Annotated in this window: 18 protein-coding genes; 16 read left to right on the forward strand and 2 right to left on the reverse strand. The window is 60.2% G+C overall.

Annotation, left to right across the window (positions count from 1 at the left end):
• The first annotated feature begins 5 nt into the window (after window positions 1-5).
• The 9 genes from JNM03_RS11450 to JNM03_RS11490 all read left to right on the forward strand — a co-directional run bounded on the left by JNM03_RS11450 (window position 6) and on the right by JNM03_RS11490 (window position 8,894).
• On the forward strand, window positions 6-1,487 hold the full coding sequence (locus JNM03_RS11450) for an N-6 DNA methylase (RefSeq protein WP_294036718.1): 1,482 nt from the start codon (window positions 6-8) through the stop codon (window positions 1,485-1,487).
• A 221-nt stretch (window positions 1,488-1,708) separates the two neighbouring features.
• Window positions 1,709-2,782, forward strand: coding sequence for a hypothetical protein (locus JNM03_RS11455; protein ID WP_294036719.1), 1,074 nt, complete (start codon window positions 1,709-1,711; stop codon window positions 2,780-2,782).
• A 20-nt stretch (window positions 2,783-2,802) separates the two neighbouring features.
• The gene (locus JNM03_RS11460; RefSeq protein ID WP_294036721.1) at window positions 2,803-4,080 is read left to right on the forward strand and encodes a hypothetical protein; all 1,278 of its coding nucleotides are present in this window, start codon (window positions 2,803-2,805) and stop codon (window positions 4,078-4,080) included.
• Window positions 4,040-5,128, forward strand: a complete 1,089-nt coding sequence (locus tag JNM03_RS11465; protein WP_294036723.1) for an AAA family ATPase — start codon at window positions 4,040-4,042, stop codon at window positions 5,126-5,128. Before JNM03_RS11460 ends, JNM03_RS11465 begins: the two co-directional genes overlap by 41 nt.
• Window positions 5,125-6,402, forward strand: coding sequence for a restriction endonuclease (locus tag JNM03_RS11470; RefSeq protein WP_294036725.1), 1,278 nt, complete (start codon window positions 5,125-5,127; stop codon window positions 6,400-6,402). Before JNM03_RS11465 ends, JNM03_RS11470 begins: the two co-directional genes overlap by 4 nt.
• Before the next feature lie 75 nt (window positions 6,403-6,477).
• Complete coding sequence (locus tag JNM03_RS11475; RefSeq protein ID WP_294036726.1) at window positions 6,478-6,978, forward strand: hypothetical protein; 501 nt, start codon at window positions 6,478-6,480, stop codon at window positions 6,976-6,978.
• A 9-nt stretch (window positions 6,979-6,987) separates the two neighbouring features.
• The gene (locus JNM03_RS11480) at window positions 6,988-7,692 is read left to right on the forward strand and encodes a thermonuclease family protein (protein ID WP_294036728.1); all 705 of its coding nucleotides are present in this window, start codon (window positions 6,988-6,990) and stop codon (window positions 7,690-7,692) included.
• A gap of 73 nt (window positions 7,693-7,765) precedes the next feature.
• A complete protein-coding gene (locus tag JNM03_RS11485) occupies window positions 7,766-8,176 on the forward strand; it encodes an antitoxin Xre/MbcA/ParS toxin-binding domain-containing protein (protein ID WP_294036730.1) in 411 nt (136 codons plus the stop codon).
• A 7-nt stretch (window positions 8,177-8,183) separates the two neighbouring features.
• Window positions 8,184-8,894, forward strand: coding sequence for an RES family NAD+ phosphorylase (locus JNM03_RS11490; protein WP_294036732.1), 711 nt, complete (start codon window positions 8,184-8,186; stop codon window positions 8,892-8,894).
• A gap of 35 nt (window positions 8,895-8,929) precedes the next feature.
• Here the strand turns inward: JNM03_RS11490 and JNM03_RS11495 are convergent, their stop codons facing one another.
• Window positions 8,930-9,250 carry a helix-turn-helix domain-containing protein gene (locus tag JNM03_RS11495; protein ID WP_367235815.1) on the reverse strand — a complete coding sequence of 107 codons (321 nt, stop codon included), beginning with the start codon at window positions 9,248-9,250 and terminating at the stop codon, window positions 8,930-8,932.
• Between the two features lie 15 nt (window positions 9,251-9,265).
• On the opposite strand from JNM03_RS11495, the gene JNM03_RS11500 reads away from it, so the two are divergent.
• The gene (locus tag JNM03_RS11500; RefSeq protein ID WP_294036736.1) at window positions 9,266-9,679 is read left to right on the forward strand and encodes a hypothetical protein; all 414 of its coding nucleotides are present in this window, start codon (window positions 9,266-9,268) and stop codon (window positions 9,677-9,679) included.
• Window positions 9,680-9,681: 2 nt separating this feature from the next.
• Window positions 9,682-9,810, forward strand: coding sequence for a hypothetical protein (locus JNM03_RS11505; RefSeq protein WP_294036738.1), 129 nt, complete (start codon window positions 9,682-9,684; stop codon window positions 9,808-9,810).
• Window positions 9,811-9,923: 113 nt separating this feature from the next.
• Here the strand turns inward: JNM03_RS11505 and JNM03_RS11510 are convergent, their stop codons facing one another.
• Window positions 9,924-10,400 (reverse strand): hypothetical protein, encoded by a 477-nt coding sequence (locus JNM03_RS11510; protein ID WP_294036739.1) that lies wholly within the window; start codon window positions 10,398-10,400, stop codon window positions 9,924-9,926.
• 803 nt (window positions 10,401-11,203) lie between these two features.
• Between JNM03_RS11510 and JNM03_RS11515 the strand changes: the two genes are divergently transcribed.
• The 5 genes from JNM03_RS11515 to JNM03_RS11535 are packed head-to-tail and all read left to right on the forward strand — an operon-like array spanning window position 11,204 to window position 16,806.
• Window positions 11,204-11,875 (forward strand): site-specific integrase, encoded by a 672-nt coding sequence (locus tag JNM03_RS11515; RefSeq protein WP_294036741.1) that lies wholly within the window; start codon window positions 11,204-11,206, stop codon window positions 11,873-11,875.
• Window positions 11,872-14,445 (forward strand): DEAD/DEAH box helicase, encoded by a 2,574-nt coding sequence (locus JNM03_RS11520; protein WP_294036742.1) that lies wholly within the window; start codon window positions 11,872-11,874, stop codon window positions 14,443-14,445. Before JNM03_RS11515 ends, JNM03_RS11520 begins: the two co-directional genes overlap by 4 nt.
• Entirely contained in the window at window positions 14,442-15,476 is a 1,035-nt protein-coding gene (locus tag JNM03_RS11525; RefSeq protein ID WP_294036744.1) for a DUF3010 family protein, read from the forward strand. Before JNM03_RS11520 ends, JNM03_RS11525 begins: the two co-directional genes overlap by 4 nt.
• Complete coding sequence (locus tag JNM03_RS11530; protein ID WP_288990432.1) at window positions 15,476-15,682, forward strand: hypothetical protein; 207 nt, start codon at window positions 15,476-15,478, stop codon at window positions 15,680-15,682. Before JNM03_RS11525 ends, JNM03_RS11530 begins: the two co-directional genes overlap by 1 nt.
• A complete protein-coding gene (locus tag JNM03_RS11535; RefSeq protein ID WP_294036745.1) occupies window positions 15,679-16,806 on the forward strand; it encodes a tyrosine-type recombinase/integrase in 1,128 nt (375 codons plus the stop codon). The genes JNM03_RS11530 and JNM03_RS11535 overlap by 4 nt, the downstream gene beginning before the upstream one ends.
• Window positions 16,807-16,843 lie beyond the last annotated feature (37 nt).

Raw genomic sequence — 16,843 nt, forward strand, 5'->3', positions numbered from 1 at the left:
ACAAGTTGAATCCCGCTAGCGATCTCGTGAACAAGCTGTGGCGCCTGTGCGCACTGCTGCGCAAGGATGGTATCACCTATCAGCAGTACGTCACCGAGCTGACCTACCTGCTGTTCCTGAAAATGGCGTCCGAGCAGAAGGACGAAAGTCGCATTCCTGAGCGCTATCGCTGGCGCGCGATCACCGCGGCGAACGAGGCCGAGGTGCTGAACGTCTACAAGCGCGCCTTGCTCGACCTCGGCGATCCGGCGAAGGTCGGCGACCGTTCGGTCGTCGCGATCTTCCAGAATGCCACGACCGTCGTTCGCGAACCCGCGACGCTGCGCAAGCTGATCGACGCGATCGACGGCCTCCACTGGTTCACCGCCGAGCGCGACGCCTTCGGCGACGCCTATGAAGGCCTGCTCCAGAAGATGGCCGAAGAGACCAAGCGCGGCGCCGGTCAATATTTCACTCCGCGCGTGCTGATCGAGGTGATGGTCGATCTGATGCAGCCGCAGCCGGGCGAAGTGATCCAGGATCCCGCTGCCGGCACTGGCGGCTTCCTAATCGCCGCCGACCAGCATATGCGCGCAAAGACCGACGATTATTTCGAGCTGTCCGAACGGCTTCAGAAATTTCAGTTGGGCGAGGCGATCCGCGGCATCGAGAATGTGCCCGATACCTTCCGCCTGCTGTTGATGAACCTGCATCTGCACAAGATCGACCCCGACCATCTCGACCTCGGCGACACGCTGTCGCCTAAGGGCAGCGAGGCGCGGTTCAAAAATGCCGACCTGATCCTGACCAACCCGCCTTTCGGTCCTGCGGGCGGGCCGCCGACGCGCGATGATCTGACGATCACCGACCGCGTCTCCTCCTACCAGCTGCCGTTTGTCGAGCATGTCATACGCGCGCTAAAGCCCGGCGGCCGCGCCGCGGTCGTGGTACCCGACAATGTGCTGTTCGACGACGGGCGCGGCAAGCTTCTGCGGCAGCGGCTGATGAGCTGGTGCAACCTCCACACGATCCTGCGCCTGCCGACCGGCATCTTCTATGCGCAGGGGGTCAAGACCAACGTCCTTTTCTTCACCCGCGCCGCCGAGGAGGCGCCTGTGCAAGATGCAACCGAAGCAGTATGGATCTACGACATGCGGTCGGGCGCGCCCGCCTATGGCAAGACCAACCCGCTGAAGCGCGCCGATTTTGACGCCTTCGTCCAAGCCTTCGGCGGCGATCCGCTGGGCGGCGCGGGCCGCGGGGACGAGGGCGAAGAGGGCCGCTTCCGCAGCTTCACACGCCAAGAGATCGCAGCGAACGGCGACAATCTGAATATCCGTTGGCTCAAGGACACGAGCGACGAAGCCGAGGACGGGCTCGACACCCCCGAGGAGATCGCGTCGGCGATCGAAGGGCATCTGAAGCTGGCGCTGGAGGAGATCGAGGCGTTGGTGGGCGAATTGGGCGGCGAAGATAGCGACGCTGCTGTCGAGGAGACGGCACAGTGATGTTGCCGGAGGGATGGGCCGAAACGACAATAGGAGAAGTCACCTCAGTCCGGTCAGACAAAGCCAATCCTACGACACTAGGGGCCACTCCGTTCGTCGGCCTGGAGCACATCGAACCTCAGACTAGTCGATTGATTACGGTGGGAAGCGCTGCGGACGTCAGAAGCGCTGTAGCGCAATTTCGCGCTGGCGATGTCTTGTACGGTCGCCTTAGGCCATATTTGAATAAGGTTATCGAAGCGTCATTCGACGGCTGCGCATCGGCTGAGATTTTACCGTTTGCGCCTTATCCCGGCGTTTTGTCGTCGATGTTGAAACGTGTGATGATGTCCGCGCGGTTTCTTGAGTACACCGCGTCTTTGGACAAGGGCGACCGTCCACGCGTCAACGCCGAGGAGGTCGGTTCTTTCGAGTTTCAGTTGCCTCCAGCAGCCGAACAACGCCGCATCGTCGCGAAGCTGGACGCGCTGACCGCCCGGCTTGCCCGCGCGCGAGCGGAACTGGAGAGGGTGTCGGTGCTGGCGGCGAACTTGCGCTTGGCCGCTTTACGCGAAGCCTATGATCGAGCGGCTGCTCATCGCGTCTTGGCCCTAGGTGACCTCATCGAGACACTTGATCAGGGCTGGAGCCCAAAATGTGAGAACTATCCTTCATCTACTGGCGATGAATGGGCCGTACTGAAAACGACCGCAGTCCAAGCAATCGCCTACCGGTCAGGCGAGAATAAAGTTCTTCCTCCCGGTCTCGCACCGCGACCGTCTATCGAAGTTAAGGCGGGAGACGTGCTTGTGACGCGGGCAGGACCTCGGGTCCGGTGCGGTGTAACTTGCCTCGTGGAGACCACTAGACCGCGGCTCATGCTTGCCGATAAAATGTACCGCCTGCGCTGTAAGGAGCACGTGAACCCTGCCTTTCTGACGTTCATGTTGAATTCGCCGCAGGCGCTAGAGCGGATCGAAGTCATGAAAACGGGAATCAGCGACAGTGGCCTAAATCTCACACAAGCTAAATTTTTGGCACTCGAACTGCCCGCGCCATCAACCGAGGTTCAAAATGGGCTTGTTGCTGTGCTTCGCACCGCCTTCGCCCGCGCAAACCGCATGAAGGCCGAGGCCACCCGTGCCCGCGCGCTGATCGACCGGCTGGAGGCGTCGATCCTTGGCAGGGCGTTCCGTGGCGAACTGGTGCCGCAGGACCCCAATGACGAACCCGCCAGCGTCCTACTCGATCGCATTCGCGCCGAGCGCGCCGCCGCGCCCAGGCAGAAGCGCGGACGGCGGGCGAAGGCTGGCTGATCGAAAATGGGGGGAATGACGTGAACGAAGCGGGGTTCCGCGCCTGGCTGGAGGCGAATTACAGTTCGAATACGGTTGCCACCAAGCTTTCCGAGGCACGGCAACTAGCGAAAGCCTATGGCGATTTGGACGCGCTTTACGAAGAGGATCAGCTGGACTCCGTCATGGAGAGTCTGCGCTATTCCTCGACCGAGAAGGCGCTGAACAGACCCAACCCGTCCAAGGTGCCACTGACCAGCGACCTGTACCGCGATCTCAGCAACCTGCGCACGACGGTAAATTATTATCGCCGCTATTCCGGCGACAAGCGCCGACCCCGGCCGGATCTGGACGCAGTGAACAAAGCCATCGACGAATGTGGGGCCGTGGGGTTGGACGCGTTTCTCGACAGCTATGGGTTCGGGAAGGATATCGACTACTGGGTCGTCCGTGACGGCTCTCGCTACCCCTCGAAGGCGGTGTTCGGCGTGGCTCATCAGTTCATGGCTGGGGGTGCCCCTCTCGACGGCAAGAATTGCAACGGCACAGAAGCCCGACTGCACCTCGAAAAGCTCGGGCTGGAGATCGTGAAAGGCCAAGCTGTCGGGGTCGCAGAATCGCCAATAATGCTCTTCGATGCCGACGGGACGGCCTATGCACCTGAGAAACAACAGAATCGCGCCACAGGGGTGGTCGCCTACCGCGCAAAACCGGTTGGAGCTCAGTCCAATAAGGCCAGCGAAGCGCAGGAAATCGAAACCGATCTCGGCATCGTAAAAGCGATCCTGGTGGACCGGCTCCCCGTTCGTATCAGGCCACTCGGTGGAGGCACGCCTAACTATCTCAAATATGGTGCGGACAAACTGGTGAGTTATCGCCTTCGCGCGGATATTGCCAAAGCGATGGAAGGCCTATCGGAAATGAAAGAGAATGCTGAGCTCGACGATCACCATCAGGCCGCCGTCAACCTGATCCTTTACGGCCCACCCGGCACCGGCAAAACCTATGCCACGGTCGCTGAAGCCGTCCGGCTCTGTGATCGACTTGCCGAGGGCGACGGGCTGCTCTGGGACCCCCAGCGACGCGCCGAACTCAAGGCGCGTTACGATGAATTGGTTGAAGCACGGCGCGTGGATTTCGTTACGTTCCATCAGAACTATAGCTACGAGGAATTCATAGAGGGCTTGCGCCCGACGCAGGTCAATTCCGAGGCGGAAGAAGGCGTAAACGGTAGCGCCGGCTTCTCTTTGAGCCCGGAAGAAGGCGTGTTTCGTCGCATTGCTCGCCGGGCAGCGGCAAGCCGAGGCGGCGGCGGATGACCGGGAATATCCCGACAACGGCCGCCCCGCACCGACGCCACAGACCGGCCGTGTGCAATGTCCGATGATTTTCCGCAACTGGATCAAACAGGGCGATCTTGTCGTGGTGTCGAAGGGGAACTCCAAGTTTCGTGCAATCGGCGAAGTGATCGGCGACTATGAATATGTTCCGCGGCCCACGGGGGTTTACTCGCACCGTCGCCAGGTCAACTGGCTTTGGATCGACAAGTCGGGCGCTGCGGTCGAAGACATCTATGCCAAAAGCTTTTCGATGCGGTCAGTTTATCTGATGACGCGCAGCGACGTCAGCATTCCCGCCCTTGAAGCCTATATCAACAGCCAGCAATCCGATGGCGGATCGCCCGAGCCGGAGCCCTATGTGCTGGTGATCGACGAGATTAATCGCGGCAATATATCCAAGATTTTTGGCGAGCTCATCACGCTGATCGAACCGGACAAGCGCACCGGCGAAGCCAATGCGATCGAGTTACGCTTGCCCTATTCGCGCGAGCCATTCTCGGTGCCCGCCAACCTCCACATCCTCGGCACGATGAACACCGCCGATCGCTCGATCGCGCTGCTCGACACCGCGCTGCGGCGGCGTTTCCTGTTTCGTGAGCTAGCCCCCGATGCATCGCTATTATCTGAAACGGTCGAGGGTGTGCCGCTGCGCCGGGTGCTGGAGGTGATCAACGATCGCATCGAATATCTGGTCGATCGCGAGCACCGGATCGGCCATGCCTTTTTCCTCGGCGACGGCAGCCGTGACCGTGCCGCGATCGACGCGACGATGCGCGACAAGGTCATTCCATTGCTTCAGGAATATTTCTTCGAGGATTGGGCGCGCGTCGCCGCTGTGCTGGGTGAACGCCCCGGCCGGGGCGGCGCCTTTTTGGATTGCCGCAAGCTGCGCGACCCGACGGGCGGCGAAGGCGAGGAACGCGAAAGCTGGAGCGTCCGGCGCGATTTTGCGCCCGATGCCTATGACCAATTGATCGGCAAGGTTCCACTTTCAGCCAATGCCGCCTCCGAAGAGATCTCCGAGTGACGCATCGCACGGTCCACGAGTGGGGCCGTGTCGCAGTGGGAGGCGACGGGTTCACGCGCGGCCAGGCCGATGCCCTCCTTGCCGCGGCACGAGCACACCCCTTCGGCGGCACCGATGGCACCGACATATTGTGCGACCATCATCGCCACCTGCGAGCGCGCCAGATGGTCGGCGTCATCGCAGCGCGTGGGGCCAGTCTCGAAATCCTGCCCAAGGTCGATCCGGCCACTCCTGACGATGTGCCATCGACCGTCCGCGGCCGGTTGATGCATATGCTCAATGTCGCGCTTGGGCTGGATATTTCGACAGGTGAGGCGGCGGCGATGTCTCACCGCGCCGATAGCCTACTCGACCTCTTCATCACCTTGTTTGCCGATCGGCTGCTTGCCGAGGTGCGGCACGGGTTGCCAAGGCAATATCAGAGCTTCGACGAAGATCTACGCGCACTGCGGGGGCGCTTGGACCCGGTACGACAGTTTACCGTCCACGCGGTTCGCCCCGATCGGCTCGCTTGCCGGTTCGACGCGTTATCGGTCGACATACCGCTAATGCAGATCATGAAGGCATGCGTACTATTCGTATCGCGGCACACGCGATCGATGGCTACTCAGCGCAAGCTCGCCGAACTTCGCTTCTTGCTCGACGAGGTGCGAACAGTCAGGCCGGGCGCGCTGCCATGGAAGCAGGTTCGCATCGACCGTTCGAGCCGGCGGTGGAACGCCTTGCTGGAACTCGCCCGGTTACTCCTTGGTCAGCGTTGGCAGGAGACCCATGCCGCGAGCCACGAACCTGAAGGCATTTCGCTGCTCTTTCCGATGAACGAACTGTTCGAGGCTTATGTGGCGGCCCAGCTCCGCCGGGCTCTCGCCGATAGCGGGCTGGATGTCGTGACGCAGGGCGGCCTCCGTTACTGCCTTGGTCCGTGGCGAGAAGGCGAGGATACGGTCGGGACCAGTTTTTCAACCCGGCCCGATATATTGGTACGACGCGGCAGCGAGGTTGAAATTATCCTCGATACCAAGTGGAAGAATCTGACCAACGGCGTCAGCCAGGCCGATGTCTATCAGATGATGGCCTATGCCCGGATCTATCGTTCTCCGCGTCTTGTTCTCCTCTACCCCGCAGTGCCGGGAGCGAATGGTCGAAAAGTTGAGATGCATGGTCTCGCAGATGGTCGCGAACGGTTGGAGATCGCGACCGTGGCGATCGAAGCCAGCGAGGCTGAATTGCGCGAGGAGCTGAGGCGCCTTGTAATTGCCCGCACGCCCGCCTGAAGCCATTCCAGCCCCCCTTTAAAGATATCGTCAGCTATTCAGTCCAGACAGAGCTCGAAGCTGATGGAAAAGACTATGCTGGGGCCTGACAACGCGATTTGGGATGATGGCGAGTGGGTGAGTTGGGCAGAGCTCGACTACCATTACGAGCAGCAGCTACTTCGCGAACAATATCCCCATGCCGACCCTTCGCTGATTCCAATCTTTGAGGATCTGCTCGATACCGCCGAGGAATATCATCGGCTGACCGGCCGGCATCTGCAAGTTTATGGCGACATAGGCGAACTCTACGGTGCCATCGCATACGGCATCCGGCTGCACAAAAATTACGCTAAGGGTTCAGACGGGCGGCTCGGGAATGATTTTGTCGAGGTGAAGACCATCACGCCCTTCAAGCAGAGCAACATCGTCACGCTCAACCTTCGGCGTAATTTCAGCAAGGTCCTAATCGTCAAGATCTCAGCCGATTTTGAAGTGTCCGCCCGGATGGTCGACCGCAAGGCGTTACCCAAAACCACCAGGGATCACATCCGACTCGATTGGAAACAGTTCGATCCAGCACCAACCGATGCCTAGGAATGCGCGATGCTGACGGCACCGGAACAGCCTGATTTCGAAATGCTGCGTGTACCCGTCATCAAGGTAATCGACGGCGACGGATTTCTGACTCGCATCTATCATCCGGGGCGCGGCACTGCAGTCGAGGTCGCCATTCGACTAGGATTCGTCGATGCACCTGAAATGGATCAGCCAGGAGGTCCAGAAGCACAGGCATTTCTGCAGTCGATCATCGGCGGAAAATCGGTCGACCTCGCCATTCTTACGAAGATGGACACTGGCGGTATTGTCGACCGGCATGGCCGGATCGTTGCCGTTCCCTATCTTCCCGTCGCCCACCAGGATCCTCCCGCAACCAAACGTCCTTGGGATCTGCGCCTGCCGCGAAATGTGGAACTCGAGATGGTGCTGAATGGATGGGCCTGGGTTCTGGAACGCTATGGTCCCGACGAACGATATATCGAAGCGCTGGAGGATGCCCAGCAATGTCGTCGCGGCATTTGGGCGCTCGACAGCAATGTCCACCCGTGGGAGCACAAGAAGCGGCGTTACCGCGTGTCCAAGGCTCGGCGCCAGGGCACAGACAATCAGCCGAGCTTGTTTGCAGGCTTGGAACCCCGCCGCGATTGCCCGACAGGCTGTGGCGGAAAGCTTCTGGACCGGAGCGGACGGTTCGGTCAATTCCACGGATGTTCCAATTTTCCGACGTGCCGATATTCCTGCAGCGGCTAGCGAATGCGCACACGCAACATTGACAATTGGCATGAAAAGATCATATATACGCCAATTGTCGCAGGAGGCATTTATGGAACTTGTCGCAATCAAGGCTGCGCCGCCGCCGCCCGCGCCGCACTTTTCGGACGCGGAGGTGCAGGCCATGCAGCGCGCCGTGATCCGCCTCTTCGATAATTGGGGCGTCACTGATGCCCAGGCTGCTCGCCTGCTCGGCGACATCGCCGTCCGCACCTATCAGCGTTGGAAGCAGGGTGAATATGGTCGATGGAATGTCGATCTGGCCGCGCGCCTGTCGAACCTGATCGGCATTCATAAGGCGCTCCGTCTGCTCTACACCGAGACGGAACGGGGCTATCGCTGGATCAAAGCGCCCAACCGCGCCTTTGGCGAGCGCTCGGCGCTCGAGGTCATGCTCGGTGGGCAGTTGACCGATCTGATGCGGGTACGACGCTATCTCGACAGCTATCGCGGAGCTTGGTGATCCACCCATGCCCGATGCACCGCTGGCTCCGATCGCGTGGCCGTCGGCCGTCCGCCTGATCGAGAGCAAATATCCGCCGATCGACCTGTTCGAGGATCTCGCCGATCCCGAGGATTGGGAGCTGCTCGCCGCGGCAGAAGCAAAGACCAATCCGCGGATTGCCGAGACCATCGGCAATCTCGACCTCGTCCCGGTCGAACGCCGGGTGTCCGGGCCAGGGGCGAGCTATGTGATGGCGCCCTTCACCCATTGCTCTCCTGATCGGCCGGGGCGCTTCCACGACGGCCATTTCGGCGCTTATTATGCCGCCAAGACGTTCGAGACGGCGATCGCCGAAGTGACATATCACCAGGCCCAGCGCTTGCTCGACACCCGAGACGAGCCAGGCTGGATCTCGGATATACGCGAGCTGGTGGGCGCCGTAAAAGCCAAGCTCGTGGATATCCGGGCGGAGGGCTTCGATGCCCTGCTCGCGCCTGACGACTATGCGCCGTCGCAAGCCTTTGCCCGTCAGCACCGCGATGCCGGCAAGGATGGGGTGGTTTACCCTTCCGTCCGCAACCTCGGCGGCGAATGCATCGCGGCCTTCTGGCCGGATGTCGTCGAAAAGCCCGTGCAAGGGCGACATTTCCGTTACCATTGGGATGGCGCGCGCGTGGACATGATCCACGAACTTACTCTCGATGGGTCAGGTCAGGTTTTTCGCCTGAAAGTCTAGCGACAGAGCGACCTATAGCGCTCGCTGATGTAATCTCAGGTCTGAGCTGGCGGTATCCCCAGCGTGAGCGCAGCTACATCGCATCGAAGTGCCAGACACAGCCTGCATAGAATCGAGAACGATACATTGCGATCGGCCCTTTCGATTCCACCCACGTAAGAGCGGTCAATGCCCGCTAAAAGAGCGAGGTCTTCCTGAGACAAGCCGACCTCTTTTCGCCTGCGGCGGATACGCTTTCCCAACTCCTTGTTGAAATCTTCCATGCCAACGAAGTCGCGGAGTATGGGACTGTCAGTCCACGGACGATCGTCCGTATTTCTTAACCTCTGCCTGCTACACCGCCCTCGGATAACCATCAGAAGAGGTGATTTATGGGGAAGCTCGGAAAGATTGCGCTGGGCACGACGGTTGTGTTTGTCGGTGGAATTTGGGCGTTGCAAGCGATTGGCAGCAATGTCGAAAGCACGTTTGCCGAAGAAGATGGTCGAAACCTTGCAGTTGCCGAAAACTCATCCAAGGTTGCCCAGCCCGCGACTGCCGCTCCGCCGATCGCGGACGCAGCGCCTCCATCGAAACCTGAGCCGGTGAGGATGGGCGATCTCGACGAAGCAGAGAAGGTAATTCGCCTCGCCATCAACCTTAGCGGAAACCTTTGTGCCAAGCCGATCGAGGTCCGCAAAGTCGGTGCCAATCTTTATGGCGTCCATTGCATCACGAACCGGGACGGCACGGGCCGCTCAAACTATCTGGTCAATTCGCGGACGAACGAAGTCGATAAAATCTGACAATGCTCGGCCTTATTCTCATCTTGATCCTCGCCGCGATCGTCAGTGGCGGCGCACGGAACGTCCTCGGCGGCCTGGTTACTCTGATCGGCGGAGTGATCCTGCTATTGGCGAGCTGCGCGCTCGTCTAGCCAAGGGCGCTTATGACGGCATTCCAATCCAACGATCAGGCTTCGAAGGATTCGAGCAAGGGGAACGGAAGAAAGGGACGGAGTAGTGCCGTCCCTTTCCCGCACGCTCTCGATCACGCTCCGGCATTCGGCGCCTCAGGCGGCCATTTCGCAAATCCACTCTGCTTGAATTCGCGCCAGGCCGGGTTCTTGTCGTCAGCGAAGAGGTCGGGACGGATCGGGATAGAATCGCCTTCGATGTCGACATCAAACGCCTGTTCCCACCGTCCTGGAAGATAGTGGTAGAAGTCGATCTCTTCACCGGAGACGTTGAAGCAGGCACGCCGCGAATTGTGCCAGCAGATCTCAACGGCTCGCCAACCGTCGCGCTCGATCGTCCCTTCGCCGACCATGGTCTTCGACTTCGCCATATAGGCCCGAAATCGGTTCGGGAGGATGGTGATGCGAAGCGGCGGAAGGTCGATCGTGATCCTGTGATCGGCACAGCCGGGATAATGGGCCGGTGAGATCTGGCCGTGGCGTTCGATCAGATCGTCGATCGCGGCCAGGATGCGGCGCGCACGCGCGAGCTTATGCTCATGATTGGTCATGAAAATTCCTTTGGGGTGGGGGGAGCATCGCGCCTGATCCGCCCCGCGGATCAAGAAACCAATGATGCAGAAGGTCATTGCCGGTCAAATCCGAAGCAACGGCGCACAGTATAGCCAAATTTACGTCGAATGTCAAGTGCTAATTGACGAACCTGCCCCTCGAACTGGGATTCTACACTTCTAATATAACACTGATTTTCTTATACCAAGATCCCGGTATTCTCCATGATTTTCAGTATCATGGAATCTAGCCCCAAATTTCTTAATCCTCCTCGCCAAAGATCTTAAAACCCATCCGCAGGACCAGCCCGAAGGGCTGCGAGTCCGGGGCGAAGCCCCAGGAAAACACGCGAAGCCCCTCCCGGCCCGCAGGGCCGGCCAAGCCTCCCCGCCCCTCCCCCTATCGATGCGAATCACCCCGCTTGCTGAAAGACCGATTCGCGGTGCGCCGAGCGCACTGATGCCCCACGAGACCCACCAAGCCCCTAAAGCGACGCCTGTCGCGGCAGGACGCCTCGCGCCGGGGGCAGGCCTCGTTGGAATTTTTCGCACGTCGATTGAAACAGTAATTACCGGATAGATGCTATTTTAGTGAAACATATGTGATGCTTTCTCTTATATAATTATTCCAGATAACTATCGCAATTATTTATTTATCTCGAAAGTATCTGTAGTATCGTTTTCATTAATACTAACGATGTTAAGGTTAATTTCCCGCACAGCGACTAGATACTAATTTTCTATTGCGAATCAAAAATTTCTGTTGATGCTAATGGCTCCTCGCAACTGAAAGGAGCTGAAAAGTGAAGAAAGACATTTACCAGGAGTACCGGCCGTATAAGGGGCGGAAGCGGCAGGCCGAGCAATTCTATCTCGATCCCCACAAGCGGCCGCGTTCACGGGCTCGGATCTTGTCCGATCGGGATAACGACCGGGTGGAAACGCATATCCTGAGCCGCGGCGGAGCGCCGACAGCCTATCTGCTGAAGCATCGCCTCGCTCGCTATGCCGGCCTGCGCGTTAGTGAAATCCTCAACACCCATCTGTCCGATCTCGTCGAACCCGATGGCCGGGTATCGGACTATGTGACGGTGCGGCCGAAGGTCGGCAAACGCGGCAAGGGTCGCAAGGTCCCGATGCATCCGAGGCTCGCAGAGGCCATCCGCAAATTCCAGCTGAACCATCCGGACATGACGTACGTCGCATTTTCCCAGCAACACTACACGCCCAAACGGCAGACACTGTCATCGCTCACCACCTGGTTCCATCTGCTTTACAAGCAGGTCGGGCTGGTCGGCTGTTCCAGCCATTCCGGTCGCCGGACCTTCATTACCGAGCTGGCCAAGGCGGCACCGCGCGTTGGCCTTTCCCTGCGCGACGTTCAGCTGATCGCGGGTCACGCACGCCTCGAATCCACTGAGGCCTATATCGAACCGAGTGCGAATCTCGGAAAGCTGGTGAGGGCGATCAAATGAGCGGCGCCCCCAGCATTCCGCAGCTGCAGGCCGGCCCGTCCTTCGATCCGGTCTCGACCATCCTTGGCACGCTTTCCCCGACCGTCGTCGAGACGGTCGAAGTGGAAACGCGTCTGCCCCGCCTTGCCGATTTGCCCGAGGCCTATCGCAGCGGCGCAGCGGCCATCGCCATGGCCTCCGTCCATCCGCGCGGCGGCAAGCTGTGGCACCATCAGGCGCTCGCGCTCGAGCTCGTCGATGCCGGCGAGAATGTTCTCGTCACCACCGCCACCGGTTCGGGGAAGTCGCTCGTCTTTCACTATCCCGTGCTCCGGGAAATGGTCGAAGGCGATGGGACCGCGATCATCCTCTATCCGCAGAAAGCGCTGGGCAGCGACCAACTGGGCCGCTGGCGGCAGGAGCTTGCTGCCATGGACCTCGATCCGGCGCTCGTCGCCGAGATCAATGGTCAGGTGCCGATGTGCGAGCGCGGCGAGATTTTGAAGACGGCACGCATTCTGCTGATGACGCCGGATGTGGTCCACGCCTGGTTCCTCCGCCTCCGGGCGACCAGGGAAGTGCAGGACTGTCTGAAGCGCCTTCGCTTCCTTGTGATCGACGAGGCCCATCTGCTCGACGGTGTGTTCGGGAGCAATTGCGCCTATTTCTTCAGGCGGCTTCGGTTTGCCGCCATGCACGCAAAGGGAAATGGCGGCGGCACGCTGCAACTCATCGCGGCATCCGCGACCATCGGCGATCCGGTAGGGCATGTCGAAGCCCTGACCGGCTGCGGCTTCGCACATGTTTCCGAAGACGATAATGGCGCGCCGACACAGCCGATGACCTTGATGCACATCGAAGGTGCAGATCGGGGCCGGGCCGCCGAAGATGGACTCGCAACCGCCATCGGTGAACTCATCCCCGAAATGGCGGGCGAGTCGCTGCTCGCCTTTGCCGACTCCAGGCAGGGCGTCGAGCGCATCAGCAAATTGACCGACGATGATCGGGTACTCCCCTATCGCAACGGTTATGAGCGCGCCGATCTCGCGGCAATCGAAAGCGGTCTGAAGAACGGAAGTCTGGTAGCGGCAGCCTGTACGTCCGCCTTCGAAGTCGGCATCGACATCAATCGCTTCCGGATCGGCCTGAATCTGGGTGTCCCGCCCACGCGCCGGTCCCTGCGCCAGCGTGCGGGACGGATTGGACGTTCGAAGCCTGGCCTGTTCGCGGTAATCGCACCGCGCGCAGCGTTCACGAAGCTTGGCACCACCTTCGCGGAGGCGGTGACGGGATCCGTCGAACCCAACCATCTGCATCTCGGCAATCGGATCATCCAGTATCAGCAGGCCTGCTGCCTTCGCGCTGAGCTGGACGATGATGAAGCCTTGATCGAGGAAGCGCTGCACCTTCTCGATTGGCCTGAGGGTTTTGCCGAAGCCGTTGGCTGGGCCGCACCCTCGGCTTTCCGTCCCCACGAAATTGAAGACGTCGCTCGGCTCAGGGGCGAATGCGCCCATTTCGACTTTCCGCTGCGCCAGATCGCCAACATCAGCTTCAAGCTGCGCATGGCGGATGACCCTAGTGTGACCCTCGGCGATATCTCGATCGAAAAGGCGATGCGCGAGGCCTATCCGGGAGCGACCTACCTTCATCTGCGTAGGTCCTACCGCGTGGTAGGCTGGCGCCGCTCGCCCTTCGAGCATTCGATCCTGCTCAAGCCGGAAAAGGGCCGGATCACCACCACGCCGCTGATGATGTCCACCGTTTCCGCTTCGCTGAATGCGGAGCATATCTTCGATCAGCACAATCTGACAAGCGACCAGGGCGTTTTCGCCGAATGCCGGCTCAAGGTCTCGGAAGCCGTCTTCGGCTATGCCTACGGCGGAAAGAAGATGCTTTATTCCGAGCTGGCGCAGAAGAATGCCCATATGCGGCAGCAGCGCCGCGATTTCGAAACTACCGGGGTGCTGATCCGGATCGACGAACCGTGGTTCCGCGGTGCGGCACCGCGCGAAGTCAAGATCCGCAAGAGGGTCGCTGAAGCACTCAAAGCCATCCTGCTCAGCGACCAAGGCATCCCGGCGGGCGAGATCGATTATGCACACGCCGGAATAAATGTCGTCGACTATGTTGGTCCCCAGAAACTCGACAGCGCCATTGTGATCTTCGACGATGTGCCGGGCGGCCTTAGGCTCACCCAGCCCCTGTTCGAAGATTTCGAAGCCATTCTCGACCGGCTCGATCGCGGTGCAGGTATGGCGGGCGAGGACAGCTTGCTCGAGCCGCCGATCATCGAAAGGCTGCGCGAGTGGTATGGCAGCCTGACGCCCTCCTTGGCGCCGGTGACGGGATCCAACACCGATCGCCTTTTTGCGCCCGGCAGCATCGTCGGGGTCTCGATCCACGGCGAACTACGGATGCGCAAGCTCCTCGGGCACCAGTTCGTCAATCTCGATGGCACCGACCGCCTGATGTATAATTATGAGGTCGAGGGCGGCACGGCCCTGGTTAGCGCTACGGCAATCCGCCCGGTCGGTAGCGATTGGCGATTCCTGCCTGACGCTGCCGCACCGCAGGGAGGGCTGCAATGAACGGGCCGCCTCTCTTTGACTTTCGCGACCATTTGCGAAATCGACCTTTCTTCTCTCAGGAAGTAACGGAACAGACCATTTTTGGCGCCGCCGTGTCCGCGCAGGGATTGGTTCTGTGTGCGCTCCATCCCGGTGAGTTTTCACCGACTCTGGTCGAACGCTATGCGACTATCGTCGTGGGCCCGGTCGAAAAGGATTGGCCGGCGATTGCGACCGAAATGGAGCGACTGGCGAAGGGGGTGGTTCCCGGTTCCGTTCGCATCTTCCTGCGCGTCGATAAAGACGTTGAGTGGAATCCGCGAGCCAATGCTCTCGTGACAAAGCTGGAGAGTGTGTTTCCCGGCGCCATCACCAAGTTGCCGTCGCAGCAAGTGGCAGCCTGGTTTAGCGTCGGACAGCGCGAGATCCGGTCCCCCAACCTCCCGGAAAAGGAGCGTTGGTGTTTCCCCCTGATCGATAGCGCCGTCGAGACGGCACTGTACGCGGAGCTCGAACGCCGTTGTCACCCGAAAAGTTCGGCCTCCGCACAGCCGGCCGACAAAGCCTTGGAGGATAGGACCAAACGGTCCAGCCTGTCCGTGGCTGCGGCTGCATATTCGAAGCCCTATCTATCCATTGTCGCCCTAAAAGAGGAGGCCGACGGGCAAATCATTCTCGACAATGATCGTTGTGCGACCTTCGTCTACGAGGCGCGAGACGCGGCGGCGGGAGCGGAACTGTCGGCGAAGTTGCGGAACTGCCTGTCGGAGTTCGGGATCGAGAAGATCTATTTTCGTAGCGCGGCCGATCGCGGTTACTTCGCGGGACACGCGCTCTGCTACAAGTCCGAGGCCATCCTGCAGATGGTCCCCGGCCTGGAAGTCGAATCCGTGACGTCGCAGTCGATCGCGATCTGGCTGAGCCGCGATTGGCCGACCATTCCGGCACCGCAGAGCGGCTTCGACGTAAGGTGGCGTAACGCGCAGCAGCGTGCCATCGAGCTTGGCACTTTCGTTCTGTCCCCCCAGTTTGCACAGGGGCGGAGCGCGTGATGTTCGAGCGCAAGGCACGGAATTATCCGCGAACGTCCGATATTCGGCGGCTCGTCCAGGCCACCCGCGAAAGCGGCGTGCTTGTTCGCGCCGTCGAAATCCGGGCCGACGGCACGATCCGCCTCATGCCCAATGCCGAACTTCGTTCCGCCGACGAAGAGGCCAAAGATGAATTCGACGCCTGGGAAAAGGCGGGACGTCTTTGATCCAGGGAGTTCACATGGTCAGGGCGGAGCGAAACGGAAAGCTGCCCGTCTGGTATATCTACGCATGGCGCGGCGGCCCCAGAATCGGCCGAGTTGAGTCGCGAACGCAGCCGCTGCTCACGCATCAGCAACTTGCTGCTCTCAAGGAGCATCTAGATCAACGCAATGCCGTGGACCCGACGACGCTGCGATCGCTGATCCGCGAATGGCGCTCGCAAAATCCAGACCGCCCTTCCAGCCCCGAATGGGAGGCGCTGGCTGATGGTACCAAAAAGACGTGGGGACACGCGCTCGATCTCATCGAGGAAAAATGGGGTGAGGTTCCGCTCTCCCTTTGGTCCGATCCGCGGATGACGGCCAAGGTCGTCGCTTGGCGGGATAGCCGCGCCGACACGCCGCGCGGCGCCGACATCGGTGTCGGTACGCTTCGCGCCCTCCTCGAATTTGGGCGCCTACGCGGCCGCGTCACCTTCAATGCCGCTGCGAACATTCCGACCCTGTATCGAAACGGACAGCGTGCCGCGATTATCTGGACAGACGAGGATATGGAGCGCTTTGCCGAGACCGCGAAACGGCTGGAGCGGCCGCATGTGATCGATGGCATGCGGTTGGCCGCGCTGACGGGACTGCGCCGCGCGGATCTCGTCACTCTCGAGTGGAGCCATGTCGGCGACACCGCCATTCGCAAGCTCGCGCTCAAATCCAGTCGCCGAAAGCGGCAATATGTCACCGTCCCGATCATAGCAGATCTCCGCACGCTCCTCGACGAGCTACGCGATCGGCCGCGAAAAGACGGCGTCACCACCGTGCTGGTGAATAGTCATGGGGCGCCGTGGAGTGGGGATGGCTTTGGCGGCACTTTCAATCGGGTGCGGGATGAAGCCGATATCGTTCATATCGATGAGGACTCGAAGGAGCGGAAGCGCAAGCATCTCCACGATATTCGGGGAACCTTCTGCACGAAACTCCTCACCGTAGCCGCCCTATCCGATGAGGAGGCCGCCGGCATTATGGGCTGGTCTGTCGCGCAGGTGGCATCGATCCGGCGTATCTATGTGGATCAGAGCTCGCTGATATCCTCAATAGCGGAGCGGATGGCAAATACGTCCAAGCGCGCACAATAGGCAGCTCTGCGCCTGATCTAAGCCGTTACTGAGGCTG

The sequence above is a fragment of the Sphingopyxis sp. genome (assembly GCF_016793825.1).
GTDB lineage: Bacteria > Pseudomonadota > Alphaproteobacteria > Sphingomonadales > Sphingomonadaceae > Sphingopyxis.

Coding starts and splice junctions, on each gene's coding strand:
- JNM03_RS11530 (WP_288990432.1), top strand. CDS start 15,476: ATGTTCGAGCGCAAGGCACGGAATTATCCGCGAACGTCCGATATTCGG.
- JNM03_RS11480 (WP_294036728.1), top strand. CDS start 6,988: ATGCTGACGGCACCGGAACAGCCTGATTTCGAAATGCTGCGTGTACCC.
- JNM03_RS11520 (WP_294036742.1), top strand. CDS start 11,872: ATGAGCGGCGCCCCCAGCATTCCGCAGCTGCAGGCCGGCCCGTCCTTC.
- JNM03_RS11505 (WP_294036738.1), top strand. CDS start 9,682: ATGCTCGGCCTTATTCTCATCTTGATCCTCGCCGCGATCGTCAGTGGC.
- JNM03_RS11485 (WP_294036730.1), top strand. CDS start 7,766: ATGGAACTTGTCGCAATCAAGGCTGCGCCGCCGCCGCCCGCGCCGCAC.
- JNM03_RS11495 (WP_367235815.1), bottom strand. CDS start 9,250: ATGGTTATCCGAGGGCGGTGTAGCAGGCAGAGGTTAAGAAATACGGAC.
- JNM03_RS11525 (WP_294036744.1), top strand. CDS start 14,442: ATGAACGGGCCGCCTCTCTTTGACTTTCGCGACCATTTGCGAAATCGA.
- JNM03_RS11510 (WP_294036739.1), bottom strand. CDS start 10,400: ATGACCAATCATGAGCATAAGCTCGCGCGTGCGCGCCGCATCCTGGCC.
- JNM03_RS11500 (WP_294036736.1), top strand. CDS start 9,266: ATGGGGAAGCTCGGAAAGATTGCGCTGGGCACGACGGTTGTGTTTGTC.
- JNM03_RS11475 (WP_294036726.1), top strand. CDS start 6,478: ATGCTGGGGCCTGACAACGCGATTTGGGATGATGGCGAGTGGGTGAGT.
- JNM03_RS11490 (WP_294036732.1), top strand. CDS start 8,184: ATGCCCGATGCACCGCTGGCTCCGATCGCGTGGCCGTCGGCCGTCCGC.